17 protein-coding genes and 1 pseudogene are annotated in these 20,227 nt (G+C 50.3%); 5 read left to right on the plus strand and 13 right to left on the minus strand.

Translation table 11 applies throughout. The features are described from left to right. Positions 1 to 3 precede the first annotated feature (3 nt). Positions 4 to 1,920 carry a hypothetical protein gene (locus tag ACLUXO_RS07205; protein WP_412136961.1) on the minus strand — a complete coding sequence of 639 codons (1,917 nt, stop codon included), beginning with the start codon at positions 1,918 to 1,920 and terminating at the stop codon, positions 4 to 6. Positions 1,921 to 2,337: 417 nt separating this feature from the next. Continuing rightward, positions 2,338 to 3,780, minus strand: a complete 1,443-nt coding sequence (gene gtfA / locus ACLUXO_RS07210; RefSeq protein WP_412136962.1) for a sucrose phosphorylase — start codon at positions 3,778 to 3,780, stop codon at positions 2,338 to 2,340. A 179-nt stretch (positions 3,781 to 3,959) separates the two neighbouring features. On the opposite strand from gtfA, the gene ACLUXO_RS07215 reads away from it, so the two are divergent. Further along, on the plus strand, positions 3,960 to 4,874 hold the full coding sequence (locus ACLUXO_RS07215; RefSeq protein WP_412136963.1) for a LacI family DNA-binding transcriptional regulator: 915 nt from the start codon (positions 3,960 to 3,962) through the stop codon (positions 4,872 to 4,874). Positions 4,875 to 5,036: 162 nt separating this feature from the next. Further along, a complete protein-coding gene (larD, locus tag ACLUXO_RS07220) occupies positions 5,037 to 5,759 on the plus strand; it encodes a D/L-lactic acid transporter LarD (protein WP_412136964.1) in 723 nt (240 codons plus the stop codon). 82 nt (positions 5,760 to 5,841) lie between these two features. On the opposite strand, the gene ACLUXO_RS07225 is transcribed toward larD, so the two are convergent. From ACLUXO_RS07225 to ACLUXO_RS07245, 5 genes are read right to left on the minus strand one after another with little or no spacing between them, the layout of a single operon-like run. Continuing rightward, a complete protein-coding gene (locus ACLUXO_RS07225; protein WP_412136965.1) occupies positions 5,842 to 6,549 on the minus strand; it encodes an ABC transporter ATP-binding protein in 708 nt (235 codons plus the stop codon). Next, the gene (locus ACLUXO_RS07230) at positions 6,546 to 7,427 is read right to left on the minus strand and encodes a FecCD family ABC transporter permease (protein ID WP_412136966.1); all 882 of its coding nucleotides are present in this window, start codon (positions 7,425 to 7,427) and stop codon (positions 6,546 to 6,548) included. The genes ACLUXO_RS07225 and ACLUXO_RS07230 overlap by 4 nt, the downstream gene beginning before the upstream one ends. A 2-nt stretch (positions 7,428 to 7,429) precedes the next feature. After that, complete coding sequence (gene isdE, locus ACLUXO_RS07235) at positions 7,430 to 8,308, minus strand: heme ABC transporter substrate-binding protein IsdE (RefSeq protein WP_412136967.1); 879 nt, start codon at positions 8,306 to 8,308, stop codon at positions 7,430 to 7,432. 2 nt (positions 8,309 to 8,310) lie between these two features. Beyond that, positions 8,311 to 9,099: an NEAT domain-containing protein gene (locus ACLUXO_RS07240; RefSeq protein WP_412136968.1), complete on the minus strand. Its 789-nt coding sequence runs from the start codon at positions 9,097 to 9,099 to the stop codon at positions 8,311 to 8,313. Continuing rightward, positions 9,092 to 10,441, minus strand: coding sequence for an NEAT domain-containing protein (locus ACLUXO_RS07245; protein ID WP_412136969.1), 1,350 nt, complete (start codon positions 10,439 to 10,441; stop codon positions 9,092 to 9,094). Before ACLUXO_RS07245 ends, ACLUXO_RS07240 begins: the two co-directional genes overlap by 8 nt. 194 nt (positions 10,442 to 10,635) lie before the next feature. On the opposite strand from ACLUXO_RS07245, the gene ACLUXO_RS07250 reads away from it, so the two are divergent. Beyond that, entirely contained in the window at positions 10,636 to 11,802 is a 1,167-nt protein-coding gene (locus ACLUXO_RS07250) for a hypothetical protein (protein WP_412136970.1), read from the plus strand. Positions 11,803 to 12,207: 405 nt separating this feature from the next. Then, positions 12,208 to 12,693 (plus strand): sigma-70 family RNA polymerase sigma factor, encoded by a 486-nt coding sequence (locus ACLUXO_RS07255; RefSeq protein WP_412136971.1) that lies wholly within the window; start codon positions 12,208 to 12,210, stop codon positions 12,691 to 12,693. Positions 12,694 to 12,743: 50 nt separating this feature from the next. Here ACLUXO_RS07255 and ACLUXO_RS07260 read toward each other — a convergent pair whose 3' ends face one another. Together ACLUXO_RS07260 and ACLUXO_RS07265 are read right to left on the minus strand one after the other, a co-directional pair. Then, positions 12,744 to 13,526 carry a hypothetical protein gene (locus tag ACLUXO_RS07260; protein ID WP_412136972.1) on the minus strand — a complete coding sequence of 261 codons (783 nt, stop codon included), beginning with the start codon at positions 13,524 to 13,526 and terminating at the stop codon, positions 12,744 to 12,746. After that, on the minus strand, positions 13,523 to 14,287 hold the full coding sequence (locus ACLUXO_RS07265) for a hypothetical protein (RefSeq protein WP_412136973.1): 765 nt from the start codon (positions 14,285 to 14,287) through the stop codon (positions 13,523 to 13,525). Before ACLUXO_RS07265 ends, ACLUXO_RS07260 begins: the two co-directional genes overlap by 4 nt. 231 nt (positions 14,288 to 14,518) lie before the next feature. Between ACLUXO_RS07265 and ACLUXO_RS07270 the strand changes: the two genes are divergently transcribed. Continuing rightward, positions 14,519 to 17,380, plus strand: a complete 2,862-nt coding sequence (locus ACLUXO_RS07270) for a bifunctional diguanylate cyclase/phosphodiesterase (RefSeq protein ID WP_412136974.1) — start codon at positions 14,519 to 14,521, stop codon at positions 17,378 to 17,380. A gap of 73 nt (positions 17,381 to 17,453) precedes the next feature. On the opposite strand, the gene ACLUXO_RS07275 is transcribed toward ACLUXO_RS07270, so the two are convergent. The 4 genes and pseudogenes from ACLUXO_RS07275 to ACLUXO_RS07290 form a co-directional block, all read right to left on the minus strand. Further along, complete coding sequence (locus ACLUXO_RS07275; RefSeq protein WP_412136975.1) at positions 17,454 to 18,329, minus strand: ROK family protein; 876 nt, start codon at positions 18,327 to 18,329, stop codon at positions 17,454 to 17,456. A 39-nt stretch (positions 18,330 to 18,368) separates the two neighbouring features. Further along, positions 18,369 to 19,331 (minus strand): mannose-6-phosphate isomerase, class I, encoded by a 963-nt coding sequence (gene manA, locus ACLUXO_RS07280; RefSeq protein ID WP_412136976.1) that lies wholly within the window; start codon positions 19,329 to 19,331, stop codon positions 18,369 to 18,371. 80 nt (positions 19,332 to 19,411) lie between these two features. Continuing rightward, positions 19,412 to 19,546, minus strand: a pseudogene (locus tag ACLUXO_RS07285) (family 1 glycosylhydrolase); the annotation flags it as partial. A 91-nt stretch (positions 19,547 to 19,637) separates the two neighbouring features. Beyond that, positions 19,638 to 19,985, minus strand: coding sequence for a hypothetical protein (locus ACLUXO_RS07290; RefSeq protein WP_412136977.1), 348 nt, complete (start codon positions 19,983 to 19,985; stop codon positions 19,638 to 19,640). Positions 19,986 to 20,227 lie beyond the last annotated feature (242 nt).

Genomic DNA, 20,227 nt, shown 5'->3' on the forward strand with positions numbered 1-20,227 from the left:
TTTTTACTTCTTTTCTTCCCTTTCTGCTTGCTTACCCTTAAGTTTAAACCCTAATCCAGCGCAGATAAAGCCCGGCCAGGACAGCAGGGAAATTGCCAAAAGCAGCTTCATCCAGAAAGGAGTCACGAATTCCAGGTAGACCACGTTCTTGCCCTTTTGGCTGGCCACCAGGGGAGCGCCAATCCGGCTCTTTTCATACTTCGGCAAGACCTTGCCGTTGACCGTCAATTTGGACTGAGCATAAGTCACGACTGGCAGCCGCTTCTCTTTGCCCTTGCTCTTCCAGGTCAGCTTGATTCTTCCACCCTTAACCGCCTTGATCGTGAGCGGCTTTCTGACCTTCTTGTTCAAAACAGTTTTATTGTAGGAACTAGCCGCTTTGTCAGTTTGCACCTGCCAGTATTCCATGTTCTTGTAGGCATCTGACCAGCCGGTAATGACCGGCTTAGGGTCAAACTTATAAACCGGCAGGTAGTCGGCGATTGGCTTTTTGGTCAAGGTCAAAAATTTATGCAGGTCTTTAGAGTGCGTGGCCGCGTTAGCCTGCCGAATAGCATTTTTCCGGGCCGGAGTTAAGGCAATCAGGCCCGACTTGGTCCATTTGATCTTGGGCTTGTCCGGATCAGTAACTTCATGGCCAAAATTGGTGATGGCATTGCGCGCGACATTGTCTAAATAGCCATTCCAGGCGTCAACGTTCATGTAGTAGACCAGGCTGTTGCTAGTGATGATTAGGGAGAGAGCTGTCAGGCCATAAACCAGCCAGGACCAATGCTTGGACTTCTTCAGCATGATTTCCGCCGACATCCCCATCCCCAGCAAGATCAAGGGGTAAGCCAGGCAGACAAAGCGGGACGGGAACTGGAGGAAGCGGGCCAGGACCGAAAGCCGGTTGGAAATACTGTCCCATGGCAGCAGCCGGGAGGAGACCAGGAGCCAGAAGCCCCCATAAAGGCTGATCCAGCCGTTGAGTTCGTTTTCTTTGTGCTGCCAAAGGGCATAGACCAGCTGGCCGATAAAGATATAGCCCAGCCAGTAAGGCAGGCTGCCCCGCATGCTGTAATTAACGATATTAAAAGGATCCTGTCTGATATCAAAGTGCCTAAGGTGCAGAGTTTGCGCCATCATGTCCATTGTTGACGGCGCGGCCAGCTTGTTGGTCTTGGATATCCAGAGAAGCGGGGCCAGAGTGTTTAAAGACAGCAAAACGGCCAGGCCGACCGCCTTAAAGGTCTCCAGCCAAAGCTGGCGGGACCACTTGTTTTGGACCATGGCGTAAAGCCAAGCTGGAAGCAAGAGGGCCACGTACATCACAGCCGTCAGCAGGTGTACTTCCAGGGCGATAGCCATCAAAAGGCCCAGCTTAACCCAGTGAATTGGCTTTTCCCTGTCCAGAATCAGGTCCGCGGCCACCAAAATGCCATAAGGCATCATGGCCGCCCCAATGCCGGAGAAGTTGGTCCCTTCCTGCCAGCGGGGCAGCCAGCCGATCGTCATGTAAAACGCAGCCAAAAGCGTAGCGACTGACCGCCGGCTGGCAAAGCGGCGCAGGGCCCGGTACATGCCAATCCCCCCAACCGCGTAAACGATGAAGGAGCTGACCAGCTGGTACCGGTACCAGGTCTTGACGATTAAGATAAGCAGGCCATTAGCATAGGCAAAAAGCGGCCCGTACAGGGCATTGATCACCCGGCCTGAATGACTGAAGCCGTACATGGTCATAAACCAGTTGAAGTTGCCGTGCTTGATCTGCTGGGCTGTTTCATAGAAGCGGTTGTAGTGGAAAATCGTGTCTGACCCGATGATGATATTTCCCGTCCGCATCTGCCGGTAACAGAAATACGCCGCTAGCATAAGCAGGGCGGCGTAGGGCAAATAAGCTTGGTATTCAAGCTTGCACTTTTTATTTTCTTCTTGCATTTCTCTTTCTTTCCCTTTCGTCTCCAAAAAAGGCTCTTTGTTTACAAGTTCAGCCTAAGATCCAACTAATACAATCACCACTAACTCTAAGGATAAACATTTCTATTTTCATGTGCAAGCCTTTTTAATATCTTTTAATGTCGTTTTTCAAAAGCTTTACGCATATATACTATAAAAAAGCTATAACGACCATTTTGTACGATAAAAAATATCTCTGGATACCAAAAAAGCAGCTGTTACTGGCTAGCTGCTTCTTAGGTAGTGTATATGTATGTTGTGTATATCAGGGAAAGAAAAATATAAGAAATATGAGTTATAGACAAGTTCTTTCAGCTCGTCTATGCTTCTTATACTACACAGTAAATTTGAACAAACTATGATACTAACGTTGCTCTTCAGTGAATTTTCCAGTTGCCATTACAGGGAAATTTCCTTACCGTTGACGCTGATCTGGTAAGTCAAGGCAGCCAGGTCCACCCGGAGAACCGCTTCCCGGTCCCCCGCCTGGTTGACCCGCTTTAAGACAAGCTCATGCTCGCTTGGAGCAGCAACTTCCAGCCGGCCATCCAGGTCAAAGGCCGCTTCAGAATTTCTAAATTCCAGCAATTTCAAAAGCTTGGCAACGACTGGTCGCTTAACTTCCTGGTCAATTTCTTCCAGGCTGTAGTAGTGGCGGTTGATGTTCCGGCCTTCCTTGGTCCGTTCCAGCAGGTCCAGGTCGTTTTCCCCGGCCAGCAGGCCAACATAGTAGATCTGCGGAATCCCCGGGGCAAAAACTTGCAGCAACCGGGCCAGGAAGTACTTTTGGTCATCATTGCCCAGGGCTGAGTAATAGGTCGTATTGATTTGGTAAATGTCCAAATTGTTGTACTCAGCTGAAGAGTATTTCCGCTTGACATTGGCCCCAACCTTGTACAATTCCTGGGTCGTGTAGTCGATTTCCTCATCAGTCAAAATGTCTTTGGCATCGACCACGCCCAAGCCGTCATGGGTGTCCAGGGTCGTAAACTGCTTCATCGGGCACTGCTTCAGCCAGGCGGCCAGTCTTTGACTCTTGCCAGTATACAGGGAATAGAGCAGAACCATCGGCAAGGCAAAGTCATAGATAAAGTAGCCATGCTCGCTGACCTTGCGCGGCAAGCTATAGTGTTCATGGATTTCCGGTAAAATCTGCGCGTCCGTTCCTGCCAGGTCCTGGCGGACTTCATCCAGCAGGTCCCAGATTTCAGGTTCAACGAAGAAGTCGCTCGTATCCAGTTTCTTGACCGCGTAGGCAAAAGCATCCAGCCGGATCAAGCTGGCCTGGTGCTTGACCAGCTGCTGGAGGGTTTCCTTGACAAAACGCTTGGTAACTTCGGTCCGCACGTCCAGGTCAATCTGGTCGGGGCCAAAAGTATTCCACATTTTCTCGCGGCTGCCGTCCGCGAATTCCAGCTCTTCCCAAGGCGCCTTGTCCTTGCGTTTGTAGATCAAGTCAACATCTGCCTGAGTCGGCCGGCCGGCTGGCCAGAACTTATCCCAGCTTAAGAAAAGGTCCCGCCAAGGACTCTTTTCCTTGTTCTTTTGCAAGTCCAAGTAATAGTCAGAGTGAGCTGAGATGTGGTTGATCATGAAATCAAACATCAAATAGTATTGCTCACCCAGCTTTTCTACATCAGACCAAGTGCCGAATTCCGGAGCGACCTTTTCATAAGTCATCGGTGAGAAGCCCCGGTCTCCATGAGACGGGAAGAAAGGCAGGAGGTGAATCCCGCCGATCGCCTTGGAGAAGTAGCGGTCCATCACCTGGGACAGGTCCTTCAAGTTATGGCCAAGACTGTCCGGGTAAGTAATCAACATAGCTTTGTTTTGCAATTTCATTTTTAAACCTCGCTTGTTTTTTGTTAAAGCGCTTTATTTTCTTGCTGTCTCCAGTTTACAAAGTCCTGGCCGGACTTGGAATTTCCCCCTGTTTTTTTGCAGAAAAAGTCTGGCGAAAGCCTTATAATATCTGGTGTCAAAGCAATTATTTCTTGCAGTTTTATTAGAAAAGAGGACGCATGAAAGTCACCTTTACCGAAATTGCCAAGCTGGCGGGAGTTTCCGTGCCCACCGTTTCCCGCTACTTCAACCAGCAAACCGTCAGTCCCCAAAACCAGCTTAAAATTGCCCAGGCGGCCAAGGCCCTGCACTACAAGCCAAATAAAGCCGGCTCCAAGACCGTCCTGGTCCTCCTGCCCACAGTTACCAACCCGCTCTACGCTGAATTTTACGAAGCCGTCCAGGGGAATCTGGCGCAACTGGGCTATGACTGCCAGCTGCATGTTGGTCAAGATGACAACTTCCTGGCCAGTTTAAAAAGCAATAACTTTAGCGGCCTGATCACCAGCCTGCCGGAAACGCCCCTGTCCTTGACCAGGCAGCTGCCTACTGTCTCCTTTGACCGGCCTATTTCCCGGGAAATACCCCTGGTCAGCTGTGACAATTATGGCGGCGGACACTTGATTGCCCAAACCGTCCTTAAGCGGGGAGCCAAGGAAATTCTGATCCTCTGCGGCAGCCAGCAAGACCTCTCCCCCATTAATGAGCGCCTGCGGGGCATGATGGATTGCTTCCAAAAGCGGCAGACCAAGTTTTCCACGGCCTACCTGGACTTTACCGCGGGCAACCTCTTTAAGCAGGTCCAGCTGGCCAAGTTGCTGACCGGACAAAAATACGACGCAATCTGCTGCAGCGATGATATCACCGCCTTGCTGGTCAAGCAGCGGGTCCGCCAGCTGAGCTACCAGCCTTTGGTGACAGGTTTTGACGGCTCCAATTTTGTCCGCAATTTTTTCCCGGATCTGCTGACCGTGAAGCAGCCGATTAAGGACCTGGCGGCCCTGACCTGCCAGTTGCTCGACCAGCGCCTGCGCCGGGGCCGTTTCCCCAGCGGCCATAAACAGGAATTGCCGGTCACCTTGCTAGATTTGTGAACGATTCACTTACTTTTCCCTAGAAAGTTTGTTAAATCTGGCGATAAAAGCGCATTCATGCTCAAAAAATCACGATTCCCTATATCTTTTTGCCGGCTATAGGTATATAATTATTAGCTGTTATGTACCTTAAAAATTATCTACTGCAAGGAGAATAGGATTTTGATGCACAACTTGTTAAATGAGTTCCTGTCTACCGGGCTCATGATTCTTTTCGGTGTTGGCGTGCACTGCGATGACGTTTTGAACAAGACCAAGTACCACGGCTCAGGCCACATTTTCGCCATTACGACCTGGTCATTCGGGATTACCGCCTGCCTCTTCATCTTCGGCGGCGTCTGCATGAACCCAGCCATGGCTCTCTGCCAGGCTATCCTGGGGATCATCCCATGGTCCAGCTTCATCCCTTACACTCTGGCTGAATTCGCCGGTGCCTTTGCCGGTGCTCTTCTGGCCTACTTCATGTATGCTGACCACTTCAAGGCTTCCGAAGACACCATCGATGGCGTGGCTACCCGGAACATCTTCTCCACCAACCCTAACCTGCGTAACCTGCCACGGAACTGGATGGTCGAAATGATCGCCACTACCATCTTCTTGACTGGTATCTTGGCTATCGTTGCCAACTACGAAAAGTTCGGCTTCACTCCACTCCTTGTGGGTCTCTTGGTATGGGCAATCGGTATGGGCCTTGGCGGTACTACTGGTTTCGCCATGAACCAAGCCCGGGACCTTGGTCCTCGTTTGGCCTACCAAATCTTGCCAATCAAGAACAAGGCTAACAACGACTGGCAATACGGTCTGCTTGTTCCTGGTACTGCCCCATTTGTTGGTGCAGTTTTGGCCGCAGCCATTGTTAAGTACTACTTAAAGCTGCACATCTAATAGTAAAAGCGCTGGATTCAATCCAGCGCTTTTCTTTTTGCCTTCGATGGCGTGCCCCCTAACGACGTAGTCACACCCTTTTTTACGAAATTTTGGGGAATCGAACCCCAAACACAGCTTCAATAGTTTCTGGCGTAAGTTCTCCTGTCCGAACCTGGCCGCCTCTCACCAGCAGGACCTGGTCGGCCAGCCTTTGGGCCAAACGCAGATCATGGATCACCAGGCAGATGGTCAGGCCCTGCTCCTGGTTAAGTTTTTTTACTAAAGTAAAAAATTCTTCCTGAAAACGTAAGTCCATGTTGTTGGTTGGTTCATCTAATAGCAGTACTTGCGGCTCTTGAGCTAGGGCACAGGCCAGCCAGACCCGCTGCTTCTGCCCGCCGGACAGGGCCGACATCGGCCGCTCCCGCAGGTCGGTTAAGCCAAGCTTATCCAGCACTTGTTCTACCGTCTGGTCCAACTGGTTGTTAAAAATCGAATAATAAGGCAAACGGCCTGCCGCCACAGCCTCTTCCACGGTTAGGTCCCCATAGAGCTGACTTTCCTGCTCCATCAAGGCCACTTTTTGGGCAAAATCTTTAGGTGAAAAAGCCTGATAGTTCTTGCCATCTAGAAGAAGCTGACCACTCTGCGGTTTTAGCTGCCGGGCTAGCAGTTTCAACAAGGTCGACTTGCCCGAACCATTTTCGCCGACAATGGCCGTAATCTGCCCTTCCGGAATTTCAAAGGACGCCTCGTTTAAGACGGGGCGTTTTTTGTATGAAAAAGTAACCTTATCAGCTGCAATCATGCTTTTCCCTCCCTGATCAGCAGGTAGATTAAGACTGGGCCACCCACAATGGCCAGTAGTAAAGTCGCAGACAGGTCGCCCAAGGCCAGGCGACCGATTGTATCGGCTGCGGCTAAAATGGCACTGCCGGCCAGCAGAGTCAGGGGCAGTTGATTTTTCCCCTTGGAATCCAGCAAGCGGGCTAGTTGCGGAGCTAAGATGCCTAAAAAGGACACCGGGCCCAGACTAGCTGTCGCCGCTGCCGCCAAAAAGGCCGCAATGGCTAAAAGGCCTAAGCGGAGCTTCCCCGCCTCCAGCCCCCAGGATTGCAATTTACTGTCGCTGAATTTCAAGTAGGTCAAACTTGGCGCCAAAATGGTTGCCGCTGCCAAAAGCGGTACTGCCAAGAAGACTAATGTTAGACTGCTGGTCCAGTTGCTGGTGGCCAGGCTCATCCCATTTTGCCCCGTCACTTCTTCCAAGGCGCTAAAGGCCGCGTTCAAGCCCAGGCCCACCAAAATCAGCCGGTCAGGAGAGATCTTTTGCGAAAAATAAAATAACAAAACAATGGTTAAACCGCCACCGACAAAGGCAGCAATGATCTTGCCCAAATAGAAGCTGGGAAATAATATCCCAAAGGCCAGGGCAAAAAAGTTGGCCGAAGCTGACACCCCAATGATGCCCGGGTCAGCCACCACATTGCGGAGAGCCGCCTGTAAAAGCAGGCCGCTAACCCCAACAGCCGCACCGCCAATGAGGGCCGCCAAGAGCCGAGGCAGACGGAGGTTGACGACAACCAAAGAGGCGCTAGTCCCTAAGTTCAAAAAGAGGGCTGCCAGACTGGTTAGGAAAATCGTGACTAATAAGGCTAAATAAGGCCAAAAATCTTTATTTTTCATCATTATTTCCCGGGAAATAACCACTGGCTGACCTGGCGTAAAGCCTTGGCCGCGTTGACATTCGCCGAGGCATTAAAGACTGGCTGCTGCAGATCATAAACCCGCTTATTCTTAACAGCGTCCATCTTGGACCAGAAGGCATTCTGCTTAAATTCCATCTTGAATTGCGGCAGGGTCACGCTTGGCAAGGCGTGCTCTAGTCGCAAAATCACATCCGGATTCTGCTGGGCCAGGGAGTCGCTGCTTGGGGTCAGGTAGGCCTTAGAGGACTTATAGATGTTCTCTCCGCCCGCCAAGGTCACCAAGCTGCCGATATAGGACTTGTCGGTCATGATCATGTAGCCAGAGCCCGGCACCCCCATCAAGATCAGGACTTTTGGCTTCTTTTTAGTCTGCCGCTTTTTGGCATGAGACTTGGCCGACTCAATTTCCTGAACGAAGCGATTGGCCTCTTTTTGCTTCTGGTACTTATTTCCCAGTCTCTTAACACTGGCTTCTAACTGGCCAACTGAGTCCAATTTCAAAAAAGTCACCGGAATGGCCTGCTTTTTAAAGGCGGCACTATACTTACTCTTCAAAGTAGATACGGCATAAACCTGACTAGGGTTCAGCTCAGCGATTTTTTCTAGACTCGGCGCCATGGGACTGCCCACCTTGGCTACGTTTTGGTAGCGCTTAGGCAAGGCCGCCTTGGTTTTCGGCACGCCGACCAAGTTGATGTCCAGCTTGGCAAAAATTTCAGCCAGGGCATTGCTGGTCACGACGACTCGCTCCTGCTTGGCCGCCTTTTGGTCGACATATTTTTTGGCAACCAGGCCGCTGGCGGCTACAACCAGGATTAAGCCTAAAAAGGCGAGAATGATTTTTTGACTTTTTTTCATGATTACTTTTCTTTCTGCTGCTTACTTTTCCGCATTAAATAAATCAAGCCCAAGATGTCCAAAACAAACAGGCTTAAGACCAGGATGCCGCCAAAAAGGAGGAAAAAGAAGTTGCGCTGACTAGCCGCATTTACGGCTTGACTGCGCTGGTTCAGGGACTGGGCCCGGGCGGCTAAGGTATCTTCTTTTTTGTCCAGCTTCTTTTCCTTGGCCTTGACCTCTTTTTCCAGATCTAGCACCTGCTTGGCTACGGCAGCGTCAGAACTAGAATTGTTAGTTTGACTAGCCTGACTGGTCTTTTCTTTGCTGGTCGAGTTTTGACTAGCATTTTTTTGAGACGCAGAAGCCTTTTTCAAACTCGGCAAGGAAGCTTGATCAAACTTGAAACTAATTTGGTGGGTGGCCTGGTAAGTGCCGGGCACGTCAATCTTGATCTTGGAGGACACAGCCTTGGACAAATCCTGGCTGTAGAAACTATAGGCGTAGTAGTAAAAATTGCTGTCCTTGGTCTTTTTCACGTTGGACGGCGACTGCCCTGCCACCGACAAGACGGTGACTGGCCAAGCGGTCAGGGCCTTCTTGGTCTTGATCGTCATGGTGACCAGGTACTGGCCGTTTTGCACGGTCACCTCCGCCGGCCGGGCATAGTAGCCCGAGGCCATCGAGTTTTCGCTAGTGCCGTATTTATAAGTCTGGTAGCTGACTGCTTGGGCGCCCACTTTTTCTCCTGAAAAAAGGCTCAACCAGATCAAGGGAAGCAGCCAGACGATTTGCCATTTTTTGTTAGTCATGTTTTTTAATCTTTCTCTTGTAGAGGTAAAAAACGAGAATTCCTGACCCTCCAAGGTTGGCCAAAAGCAACAGGCTAATCAGGGGCAAGTAAGGATATTCCGCTAATTCTTGCTGAACCAAAGTGCCGGCCGGAGTCGCCTTAACCTGGCGAACGCCAGCCTTAGCCTCTTTTAGCGCCTGGGCCGTCTTGGACATTTGTCTGACTTCAGCGGGGCTGGATGATGCGAACGATGATGAACTTGTTAGCTCTGCGTCGCTAGTTACTGGATCACTAGTTTTCGCTTGGCTAGCATCCGCGGTTTCAGCAGAACTTTCGCTAGTGGCTGCAGCTGGTACTGAAGCAGCAGGGGCAGAACTACTGCTTGCCACTTGGCCAGCAGAAAAACTGAAGATCACGTTAAAGAGCTGGTTGCTGATGTTGGCGATCGGCACGCTCATCTTGATCTGCCCTGACAGCTGCTTTTTAGCCAAATTATCCATGTAAAAGCCGTACTGCCAGTAATCGTAGCCGCCTTGCTGGTAGTGACGCTGATTCACCACGGCCTGCCCGTTCATGTTGACGGGGGTAAAAGTTGCGAGCTCGGACTTAACCTTGACGGTCATGGTCACTAGATAGCGGCTGCCCTTTTTCGCAACGGCCGCTTGGTGGGTGTAGTAGCCATCAGCGATGGAGAGGCCGGAACGGTCGCTCTTATACACCCGATAGGACAAGGAGTTAGGCGTGGGCGCCTTTTGCTTTTTAGCTGGTTTAGCCACTTGCTTTTTAGCAGCAGTTTTTTGACTAGATTGACTAGCTGACTGCGGCTTTTTAGCCGCTGAAGAACTTGAAGCTGACTGATTGTTTTCGGTCCGGCTGGTCCCCGTTTTCTTCACGCCCTCCTGCCAAGGTGCGAAGTAGTAGTCGGCTTTTTCACTGAAAACCGACCCATTCATCGCCAAATCGACCGTCAAGACGCCCAAATTGGCTTTTAACAGATAGGTCTTTTTGTCAAAAAGGAGGTCAAAACTATTGCCATCCTCAGACGCGTTGGCCTTCTGCCCCTTGACCCCCTGCAAGCTGACGCTCTTGACGACCTGGCTAGTCGTAGCCTGCGCCATGGCCAAAAAAGCCTTGGCTGCCTGGCTGTCAGAATTAACGTGCACCGCCACCTGGGTCACCTGGTCATCATTGACCGTGATTGTAGCCTGCTTGATAAAGCTGCTGGCTGCCGACTTGTCCGCCGTGCCCGTCTTGAGCAGGGTCATGTCGACGGTATAGTCGTCAGCCTTAACTGTTTGTGTTTGCAAAAGGAGCATCCCTGCTAAAAAGCTCAGGATGACCACGCACCATTTTTTCTTCATTGCTCTCCGTCCATCATGTAACCGCTTATCAACACTACAATTATAAGGACTTAGCCATCGTAATTCAATAGTCTTCATTGATTAAAGCATATCAACTAGATGTTTTTTAAATTCTTTATTGACATATTTCACAGCTTATCAGATAATGATAGCGAATACAGGAATATTCAAATTTTGATTGAAGAGAGAAAAAAATGAAGAAAACTGCAACTATTCTTGCCTCATTATCACTTGCTTTGGGCCTGGCCGCGCCGCTAGCACCAGCTGCATCAGCCTTTGCGGCAACGACCCAAACTCAAACCGTTAAGTCAGCCACTGTTGGCTTTAAGCTGTACAAGACTGGCACTACTGACGCCTCATCAGCCAGCCGCTTTTTGCCAAGCTCAGCCACTGTTTCCGGCGATACCTTATCCCTCACTGTTTCTAAGGAATCAGCAGCCATGATCAAGTCCATGACCATCAACGGCGTGGCTGGCATAAGCACGACTAACTCTGACGGCTCAGTAACTTTTGCTTTTGCCAAGGCCTACAAGGCTGGTCAAGGCACGGTAAGCTTCGTGGTTGCCACTCCAATGGGCCAGATGACTAACAGCGCCGACATCGTTTTTGATGCTACGGACGGCGCCTACACAGCCAGCGCTCAATACCTGAACGCCAGCGACACCACTAAGACTTCAATGGCTGGCTTATACCTAGGCAAAAACGTTAGCGTAACTGTTACCGGCGGTAAGGTTAGCGCTGTAAAGCTGACTGTTTCCGCAGATGGCGCGGCTGTTTTGGACAAGGTTACTATGAACGGCGTAGCCGGCACTCGCACTAACAACGCCGACAAGACTGCAACCTACACTTTTGCCGGTGGCGCCTACAAGGAAGGCAAGGGCGAAATCAGCTTCGAAGTTAACGCCCACGCGGGTTCTGCCGTTTCAGCCGTTCTGGTTTTGGGCAGCTTGACTCCAGACACTAGTGCGAAGACCGCCACTGACACTAAGAAGACTACCGACACTAAGAAAGCCACTAGCAAGAAGGCTTCAAAGAAGAGTACTAAGAAGGCTTCAAAGAAGTCAACTAAGAAGAGCACCAAGAAGGCTTCAAAGAAGTCAACTAAGAAGAGCACCAAGAAGGCTTTAAAGAAGTCAACTAAAAAGAGCACCAAGAAGGCTTCAAAGAAGTCAACTAAAAAGAGCACCAAGAAGGCTTCAAAGAAGTCAACTAAAAAGAGCACTAAGAAGAACGTAAAGAAGTCAACTAAAAAGAGCACTAAGAAGGCTTCAAAGAAGTCAACTAAAAAGAGCACTAAGAAGGCTTCAAAGAAGTCAACTAAAAAGAGCACTAAGAAGAACGTAAAGAAGACTACGAAGTAAACATAAAAGAAAAAAGCGCTGGACCGCGACGTCCAGCGCTTTTTCGCGTAAAAAAATAGATATAGATGCGGCCCGGAGGCCGCGTAATTTGCTTGTCTTGGAAAGAATAAAAAAGTATGGAATCAATAGATCAAGATCTCTTGATCTATTGATTAAATGATACGGGGGAAGTATGAATGATCTATGACGACTTTCTTGCTTTTCTCCTAGGAAAATTTTTATTTTTTACCTTGATTGACTCCCTAAATCTGCCCTTAAACAGCCGTTCTTACATTTTCTTCAAAGTGTAAAGCGCGAAAAAACGGGCTTGCTGTCTCCTTGCTCCCGGTCAGCACTCCTTTGGCAAAGCCCTTAAGCTAATACTTGCAAGGCGCCGAGCAAGAAAAAATTAAGGAGTGCGAAAAAATGAACATGCAAATCAATCAAGCAATGGACCAAGCCTGGGAAAGGCGGAAATTAGTCGCCGGAGCCTTAAAAACGGCCCATGTCTACCGGAAGTGTGCCGATTACGAGGACCTTTTTCAAGAAGGCCTGATCGTCTATGCCCAATGCCTGCAAGAAATGGCTGACCAGCCGCAAGAAGAAGCTGACAAGCTGGCCTTCCGCAAGGTCTACTGGCGGATCCTTGACCTGCTCCGGCAGAAAAAGCGGCAAAGAGACCACGACGAGCCCCTGCTGGCTGCCGCCTTTGTCGGCCAGGCCGACCAGCACAATCTGCTTCTTAAGGAAGCCTGGAAGAAGCTGTCGACTAGTGAAAAGCTGCTTTTGGGCCAGAACCTCCTGGCTGGCCGCAGCCTCAAGGAAACGGCCAACTTAATGAATATTCCCTACCGGACGGCCAGCCGGATTAAGAAGCAGGCCCTGGAGAAACTCCGCCGGCAGTTGGCCTGAATTATTATAAAGAAACAAAGCAAAGCCCCCGCGACCGCGGGGGCTTTTCGTTATATTCTGAACAAGAGCTTTTTCTCAGCCTGCTTTAAGGCATAGTCTAAATCATCTGGCAAAAGAGGCAGGCCGAGTTCATCCAACAGGATCTGCTTTAAGACTGCCTTCTCCTCTGCCTTGATCTCAGCCAAAAGCTGCCTTAATGAGGGGACCCGGCCAGCCAGGTCGGCCTCAACCGCCTGCTGGTAGCTGGGTCCGTAGAGCAGGTTCCAGTCATCCTGCCGGCAAACCGGGCAGCCCACCTGCCCAGCCAGGCCATGAAAAAGGCTGCAGTAAAGGGCGTTGTGCTCAACCGCTTCTTTCACTTGCCGGCTGGCATTGGCATAGCCGCGCTTCACCTGAAAAAAATAGCAGTTGACCCCGGCCAAATCGGTCATGAGCATCCCTCCCTGGCAGGCTTCCATCCCCCGCATCCGCTGCAGGGCTACCAGGTCCACCAGGCCGGCGTGGAAGGATTCCGGGGAAAAAATTGCCCCATGCCCCGCCGAAATCACGTGCTGCTCCCGGATCCCCAGGAGCTTGTAGAGCTTGTCCTGCAAGGGGTAGCCGCCGGGTAGGTCCTCGTTGACGAAGTGGGCCAGCAGGGTCTTGGTCGTGGCTTTTAAGACGATCTCCCCCTGCTTCCGGTCGACCAGCAAGGTCCGGTAAGAAGCAGCTGGCCCCAGGTCATAAGCCAGAATAAAATCCGGTCCCAGCCGGTACTTGTCCAGCTTTTTGGCCTTGATTTTTCCTTCGGCTAATCCTTCCTGGTAATACTCCCGGCTGTAGACCGTCATCATTTGAAGGCCTCGTGGCAGACCAAATTCCGCCTTAGGATCGTCTTTAAGGGAAGCGCGGCCAGATTTTTCGATCTTGCTTCTGGCTCTTTATCCTTGAGCAGGTAGCGCAGGACATAGTAGATCCGGGGATCTTTTTTCCCACTGTCATGCTGAAACCCCGCAAGTTCCACGCCTGGTCCGTAGTGTTTGCCGAAATATTTCTCTTCATACAAGGGACCGAAGAGGTCAAGCCAGCTCCTGAGTTCTTCCCCATCCACTTCTTCTCCCTGCAACAAGGCAGAAAAAGCTGCCGGCTGTCCTTTAAGCCCGGCAAGGTCGTTGATGTGGACCAGTTCTGCCGGGAAAGTATTGGTCAAAAAGCAGGCGTTGTTGCGGAAATAGACCCGCGGCCCGTGAAAAAGGACGTATTTCTTAGCCTCTTCAGTCTGCAGGAGAGCCTGCTGGTCAGCCGTCAAGTCCCGGACCCGCTTCCTTTTCTTGGCAAAAAGCTGCAGGAGCAGCCAGGCCAGCCGGTCAGCGTCAGAAGTAGCTTCTATTTCAGTTTGAAGAACCTGCTTGACTGCCTCGCGAAAATTCTTTCGCAATTCACCCAGGGCCTGGCGGATTAAAGGGACGTCAGCTGGCTTAATCACGTTCAGTCTTTGCTTGTCCAGCAGCAAATCGCTTAAACAAATATCCTTACTTTCCAGCTGGCGGCGCAAGCTGGCTGACCAAACCCGTCCCGCCAGCTGCCGCTTAAGCGCCTCTTCAACTTCTTCCATTTTCCTTTTCCTATATTCAAAACAACCTACTTAACTGTGGATAGCCCTTATATTATGAAGAATTAAGGCCATCCATTCCAAGTTAAAAATATAACATAATCACGCGTGAATTAAAAGCGCTAACATCTAATTTTTTAATCAATCATTTTTGGGCCCTGCCGCCCCTTTTGTTAAGGCAAATGAGTTATTATATTAATTAAGGAACATATCGTATTTTATAGGGAGCAAGCCATGCAAATTACTAGAGCATTTGCCTACGCGGTCTCGGAGTATTTCTGTGTAATTATGATCTTATTGCTATTAAGATCATCGCTACAGATCAAGCGCCACAACCGCCAACACTACTGGTTCAACGTCAGTTTGATCATCCAGGCCGCCTACTTGTTTGAGGACGGAACCCGGACCCTGTTGATGAACCACATCCTGCCTAGCAATGAAATTCTGGTCAATTTCACCAGTCTTTGTTTGGCGATCACTCTGAACATCCTCAGCTATACTACCTTGATGTTCGTGGCTTACAAGATCGAGCTGCCCCTGGCTGAGGACAAAAGGCAGAACAGGATCGCCTTGGGCCTGCCCATCGCGATCTCTATTTTTGACCTTGTTTGTGCCCTCTTCGCGCCAAACCTGATTTTCTCTGCCAACGAGATCAACGCCTTTACCCCCTTTTTCTCAGGTCTCTTCCTCTTTTTGCCGATCAGCTACTCGGCCTTCGTCTTCGGGGTTACGGCCTACAATGCCCTGATCAACCGGAAGAACGGCTTAGGTCACTACTACCTGGTTTTGACCTTCTACCCGGCCTTGATGACGGTCTTCGGCTTTATTGAAGTCATGCTATCTACGGCCCTGCCGCTTTACTCTTATGCGGTAACTTTTTACTTTACCTTCAACTTCCTTTACCAGCTGAACTCCTCTATTAAGGAAGCAACTATCGACAGCTTGACGGGCTTGAGAAACCGGGAAAACCTCAAGGAATACATCGACGACATCTGGAAAGAGGGCGTCAGCGACCAATACTACCTCTTCATGATCGACATGAACGGGCTTAAGTCGGTCAACGACGTTTACGGGCACGTGGAAGGCGACCATGCCATCCGGGCCATCGGCCAGGCCCTGGACGATGTCCTGCAGACTGGCAATGACGGGATCGTCTGCCGCTACGGAGGTGACGAATTTTTGGCAGTCATCACGGTTACTGACGACAAGCAGGCCGACAAGCTGGTCCAGCTGACCCGCGAGCGGATCGGCCACTACAGCCGGATCGACCAGCTGCAGTCTGCCCCGCAGGTAGCGACCGGCTACATCCACCTCCCTAAGGAGAAAATCCCCCTGGCTGACCTTTTGAAACAAGCCGACAGCAAGATGTATGCTGAAAAGCAGGCCATGAAAACCGGGGACCGGGCGGCTAACTTCTTTACCGACGAAATCACCGGTCTGCCCAACGCCAACTACTTCCACAATTTCGCGGGTAACTTCCTTAAGAAGCTGGCCAAAAATAACCAGCATCCCCTGGTTATCCTGTTCAACATTTCCGGCATGCACAGCTACAATGACCGCTTTGGCTACCAGGGCGGGGACGACCTGCTTCGGACCGTCTCCCGGTTTTTGCGGGACTTTTTCAACCAGGAAGATGACGTTTTAGTCCGCTACACGGAAGACAACTTCGTCCTTTTGACCTGCATCCCGCTGAGTGAGGCCAAGCAAAAGACCAAGGCTATTTCTGAAAAAGTAGCCTCGATCGACTCTATCGGGATCAAGGCCGGAATCTACCAGACCCAAGACGGCAAAGAGGACGTTATCGCCACGGTCGACATGGCCCGGCGGGCCATGCGCCTGATCGGGTCTGACCGCCAGCGGGTCTACTGCGTCTATGGGCCGGAAGTCCAGGCAGTTTACAACCGGCGGGACTTTGTCTTGATCAACTTCAAGCAGGCTCTGGCTGATGGAGATATCAAGCCCTTCTTCCAGCCGGTTATCCGCAGCTTGACCGGGCAGATCCGCAGCTTTGAAGCTTTGGCCCGGTGGAATGACCCTAAACGGGGGGCAATTCCGCCCGACCAGTTCATCGGAATTCTGGAAGAGGCCCGCTTGATCCACCTGCTGGATTTGGAGATTTTCCGCCAGGTCTGCCAACTGCAGCAGAGCTGCCAGCGGATGGGCCTGCCGATCCCGGTAATTTCCGTCAACATCTCACCAGTTGACTTCAACTCCTGTGATATTGTTTCAGAAATTGAGAAGATCAGGACCCAGTACCAGATTCCAAGCAAGTATCTGAAGATCGAAGTTTTGGAGTCCGTCACCACCAGCGCGCCTGACCAACTGAAAGAAATTATCGCCCAGCTGCATGACCTGGGCTACGAGATTTGGATGGACGACTTTGGCAGCGGCTACTCCAGCTTGAACAACCTGAAGGACTTCGACTTCGACCTGCTGAAGATCGACATGGGCTTTTTGGAAAACTTTACCGAAAACTCCCAGAGCAAGATCATCATTTCAGAAATCGTCGACATGTCCAAGCGGCTGGGTATCGAGACTTTATGCGAGGGGATCGAGAACCGGAGCCAGTCAGACTTCCTCAAAGAGATCGGCTGCCAGTACCAGCAGGGCTACCTCTTCGCGGCTTCCATGCAGCCAGATGAATTGCGGCAGTTCCTGGGCAAAGCTGGCGACCAGCTGGAAGATATCAGCTTGAGCGATTACTACAGTCAGATCGACCGGGTCAACGTTTTGTCCAACCCGACCCACAGCCTGGCAGAACAGAATTCCAGCCTGGGTGAAAATATCGACGTGCCGATGGCCATCGTTGAAAAAGATGGAGCTAACATAAGCTATCTTTACTTCAACCACGCTCTCAAGCGAGTATTGGAGGCAACAGGTAGCAATCATCGGTCCCTGGCTGAGAAGATTGCCCAGACACCAGCCGTGGATAAATTCCTGTTAGAGCAGATGGACCGCTGCCAGGGGAAGGACCGGGCAATTTCGGCCAGCTATGAAGCCGGCGGCCTGGAATTCAAGATCAGAATGCGCTGGCTGGCCAGTCAGGCAAAGAGCTCATTCGTGTATATCGTTACATCGGAACATTATCAAGAATAAAATCCATAACAAAACCAGCCCAAGCTGTCGCTTGAGCTGGTTTTTTAGTGCTATTATCTTGTTTTTCCGCTTTTTACTTAAGCAGGTCCTTGGCCATTTCAAAGCAGCCCAAGGTAGCTGAACCGTTGTTGGCAACGATCGGCCGCACGATCAGTTCGTCCAGGTGCGGCAGGGCAACGTAGTCGTTGTTCATTTCCGCGAAGTACTTTCTGACCGTTGCCATGTCGCCTTCGTTCAAGACTGACCCGCCGACAACCATGACGTCTGGCCGGATGGTCAGGTAGATGTTGTAGAGCATCTCAGCCACGTAATAGGAAATCAAATCAAAGACTGGGTGGCTGCGATCCAGGTCTTCACCTGGAATCCCGGTTCTGCCCTTGATCGTCGGACCAGCCGTTAGGCCTTCGCCGCAGGCATCGTGGTGGAATGGACAACCACCTTCATACTTGTCGTCTGCCCGCTTAGGAATGCGCATGTGGCCCATTTCTGAGTGGTTGGTGTAGCCGATGAAGTGGCCTTGCTGGATAGCTCCAGCCCCAACGCCAGTCCCGATGGTGATGTAAAGGTAGGTCTTTTCATCATCCCGGCCACGGGCAATGTATTCCCCATAGCAGGAAGCGTTGACGTCAGTCGTCAAAACGGCTGGCACGCCCAGTTCCTTTTCAAAGTAGCCCTTCAATTCTGTATTTGACCAGCCAGCCTTGGGGGTCTTGGAAATGTAGCCAAAAGTTGCTGACTTCGGGTCGATGTCGATCGGGCCAAATGAGCCGATCCCGATAGCCTTGACCGGGTTCTCCTTGAAGAAGTCCCGGCAGGCGGCCAGGGTTTCCGCCGGAGTCGTGGTTGGCACCCGCTTGGTTGCTACCGTTTCCCCAGTTTCCACGTTTTGCACGCCCAAGATAAACTTGGTGCCACCGGCTTCAATACTGCCTACAAAAATATCTGTCATATTCTCACCTATGCTTCTGTTAACTCTCGATTTTGTCTTTTAAGCTTCATCGCCTGGTTTGGAAGCGATAATTGTTGCTTGACCATCTAAAGTATAACAGGAAATCGTCGTTGGCAGAATCAGATGATCACCTTTTTTCAGCGGATAAGTCTGCCCGTCGACCGTCAAGTCGCAAGCCCCGTCCAAAACTGACAGCAAGCGGTACTTGCCATCCTTGATTTCAAAGTCGCCCTTGCCGTGAACATCCAGCTTGAAGACGCCGAAATATTCCGCCATGACAAACTGGGTCACGTGAACGTCACCAACATCCCATTCTTCATGGTTTAGCTTTGGCATCTCAAACGGCACTTGCACCGTGTCGATTGACTGCTGCAAGTGGAGCTGGCGCAGCTTGCCGGTCTTCTTGTCTACCCGGTCGAAGTCGTACATCCGGTAGGTGGTGTCGCTGGACTGCTGGGTTTCCAAAACCATGATGCCGCTGCCGACAGCGTGCACCATGCCATGTGGCACGTAGAAGAAGTCCCCTTCATGCACTGAGACGGTCCGCAAGAGCTTCTTCCATTCCCCGTTTTTCACCATTTCGGCGAATTCTTCCCTGGTCTGGGCATTGTGGCCGTAGTAGAGCTTGGCGCCTGGCTTGGCCTTGATCACGTACCAGGATTCAGTCTTACCCAGTTCCCCTTCATGGATTCTGGCGTATTCATTGTCAGGGTGCACTTGAACGGACAGGTCCTGGTTGGCATCCAAAATCTTGGTCAAAAGCGGGAAGACGTCCCCCTTGGCATTGCCGAAAAGTTCCCGGTGCTGGTCCCAGAGCTCGTTCAGCTTCATCCCCTGGTAAGGGCCGTTCTTGATCGTTGCCGGGCCATGCGGGTGGGCGGAAATTGCCCAAGCTTCACCGGTGTGGTCGCTGGGAATCTGGTAGCCAAATTCGTCTTTTAAGCCAGTACCGCCCCAGATTTTTTCATGAAAAACTGGTTCCAAAAATAATGGTTCTGCCATCTCTTTTGATTCTCCTTGAAAAACTTTTTCTTTACCGCTTTCATTGTAAACTTTTCGGCAAATCTTGTCGATGCGCTTTCTTAATCAGCATCTAATTCGTTAGTATCGCTCAGCTTCCGGTACCAGTAGGCTGACTTCTTCAAGGTCTTCTTCTGGGTGTGAATGTCGTCGCGGATCAGCCCGTAGCGGTTCCGGTAAGCATTCATCCAAGACCATTTTGAGTGTCCCATCAGATTAATTAGCATTATGTAAAATATCCCGAATTTCAACTTTTTCATCAGGACCTTATATCTGTATTTCAGGCCATTAATCCTTTGTGCTCTCGCTATGGAACCTGCCCAACCTATTTGCTCTCGCTATGGCACCTGCCACACCTAATCTGGGATGCAAATTAAGATATTGTAGCTTTTCAGTTGCTAATTGTTTAATAGTTTCATTTTCTGTACTTTTCAGTATTAATTCTAAATCCACTGTATAAAGGTTGGTTTTTTTAAGTAGCTTTTCAGCTGCTAATTGTTTAATAGTTTTATTTTCTGTATTTTTCAGTATTAATCTTAAATCCTCTTCAGAAATGTCGGGTGTTTTAATTGATTTAATTAACCCGTATTGCTTTAAAGCCATTAATCGTAGTTGATCATCTAGTATACTTGACATCTGTTTCTCCTGTTTAACGTCACTGGGACTTTGTCACAAAAAAACCGTGTTCGATATACGAACACGGTTAAGTGACGTATATCCATTTACAGTGGAGCACCTTACCGGTCGGCAGGTTGCTGCTAGGTCAAAGTGTGTAACCACTCACTAGCTCTTGATATAACACGTGATTTAATTGTTAGTTTAACTTTATAATATTTATTTGCTAATGTCAAGGCATTTCTTAAGTATCCAAGCAAAAG

Source organism: Lactobacillus delbrueckii subsp. bulgaricus, assembly GCF_046938665.1.
GTDB classification, from domain to species: domain Bacteria; phylum Bacillota; class Bacilli; order Lactobacillales; family Lactobacillaceae; genus Lactobacillus; species Lactobacillus delbrueckii_C.

Excerpts from the sequence above, each read along its gene's own strand:
- ACLUXO_RS07245 (WP_412136969.1), bottom strand. The coding sequence starts at position 10,441 with ATGAAGAAAAAATGGTGCGTGGTCATCCTGAGCTTTTTAGCAGGGATG.
- ACLUXO_RS07230 (WP_412136966.1), bottom strand. The coding sequence starts at position 7,427 with ATGAAAAATAAAGATTTTTGGCCTTATTTAGCCTTATTAGTCACGATT.
- isdE (WP_412136967.1), bottom strand. The coding sequence starts at position 8,308 with ATGAAAAAAAGTCAAAAAATCATTCTCGCCTTTTTAGGCTTAATCCTG.
- ACLUXO_RS07250 (WP_412136970.1), top strand. The coding sequence starts at position 10,636 with ATGAAGAAAACTGCAACTATTCTTGCCTCATTATCACTTGCTTTGGGC.
- ACLUXO_RS07265 (WP_412136973.1), bottom strand. The coding sequence starts at position 14,287 with ATGGAAGAAGTTGAAGAGGCGCTTAAGCGGCAGCTGGCGGGACGGGTT.
- manA (WP_412136976.1), bottom strand. The coding sequence starts at position 19,331 with ATGGCAGAACCATTATTTTTGGAACCAGTTTTTCATGAAAAAATCTGG.
- ACLUXO_RS07255 (WP_412136971.1), top strand. The coding sequence starts at position 12,208 with ATGAACATGCAAATCAATCAAGCAATGGACCAAGCCTGGGAAAGGCGG.
- gtfA (WP_412136962.1), bottom strand. The coding sequence starts at position 3,780 with ATGAAATTGCAAAACAAAGCTATGTTGATTACTTACCCGGACAGTCTT.
- ACLUXO_RS07290 (WP_412136977.1), bottom strand. The coding sequence starts at position 19,985 with ATGTCAAGTATACTAGATGATCAACTACGATTAATGGCTTTAAAGCAA.
- ACLUXO_RS07225 (WP_412136965.1), bottom strand. The coding sequence starts at position 6,549 with ATGATTGCAGCTGATAAGGTTACTTTTTCATACAAAAAACGCCCCGTC.
- ACLUXO_RS07215 (WP_412136963.1), top strand. The coding sequence starts at position 3,960 with ATGAAAGTCACCTTTACCGAAATTGCCAAGCTGGCGGGAGTTTCCGTG.
- ACLUXO_RS07205 (WP_412136961.1), bottom strand. The coding sequence starts at position 1,920 with ATGCAAGAAGAAAATAAAAAGTGCAAGCTTGAATACCAAGCTTATTTG.
- ACLUXO_RS07260 (WP_412136972.1), bottom strand. The coding sequence starts at position 13,526 with ATGATGACGGTCTACAGCCGGGAGTATTACCAGGAAGGATTAGCCGAA.
- ACLUXO_RS07275 (WP_412136975.1), bottom strand. The coding sequence starts at position 18,329 with ATGACAGATATTTTTGTAGGCAGTATTGAAGCCGGTGGCACCAAGTTT.
- ACLUXO_RS07240 (WP_412136968.1), bottom strand. The coding sequence starts at position 9,099 with ATGACTAACAAAAAATGGCAAATCGTCTGGCTGCTTCCCTTGATCTGG.
- ACLUXO_RS07270 (WP_412136974.1), top strand. The coding sequence starts at position 14,519 with ATGCAAATTACTAGAGCATTTGCCTACGCGGTCTCGGAGTATTTCTGT.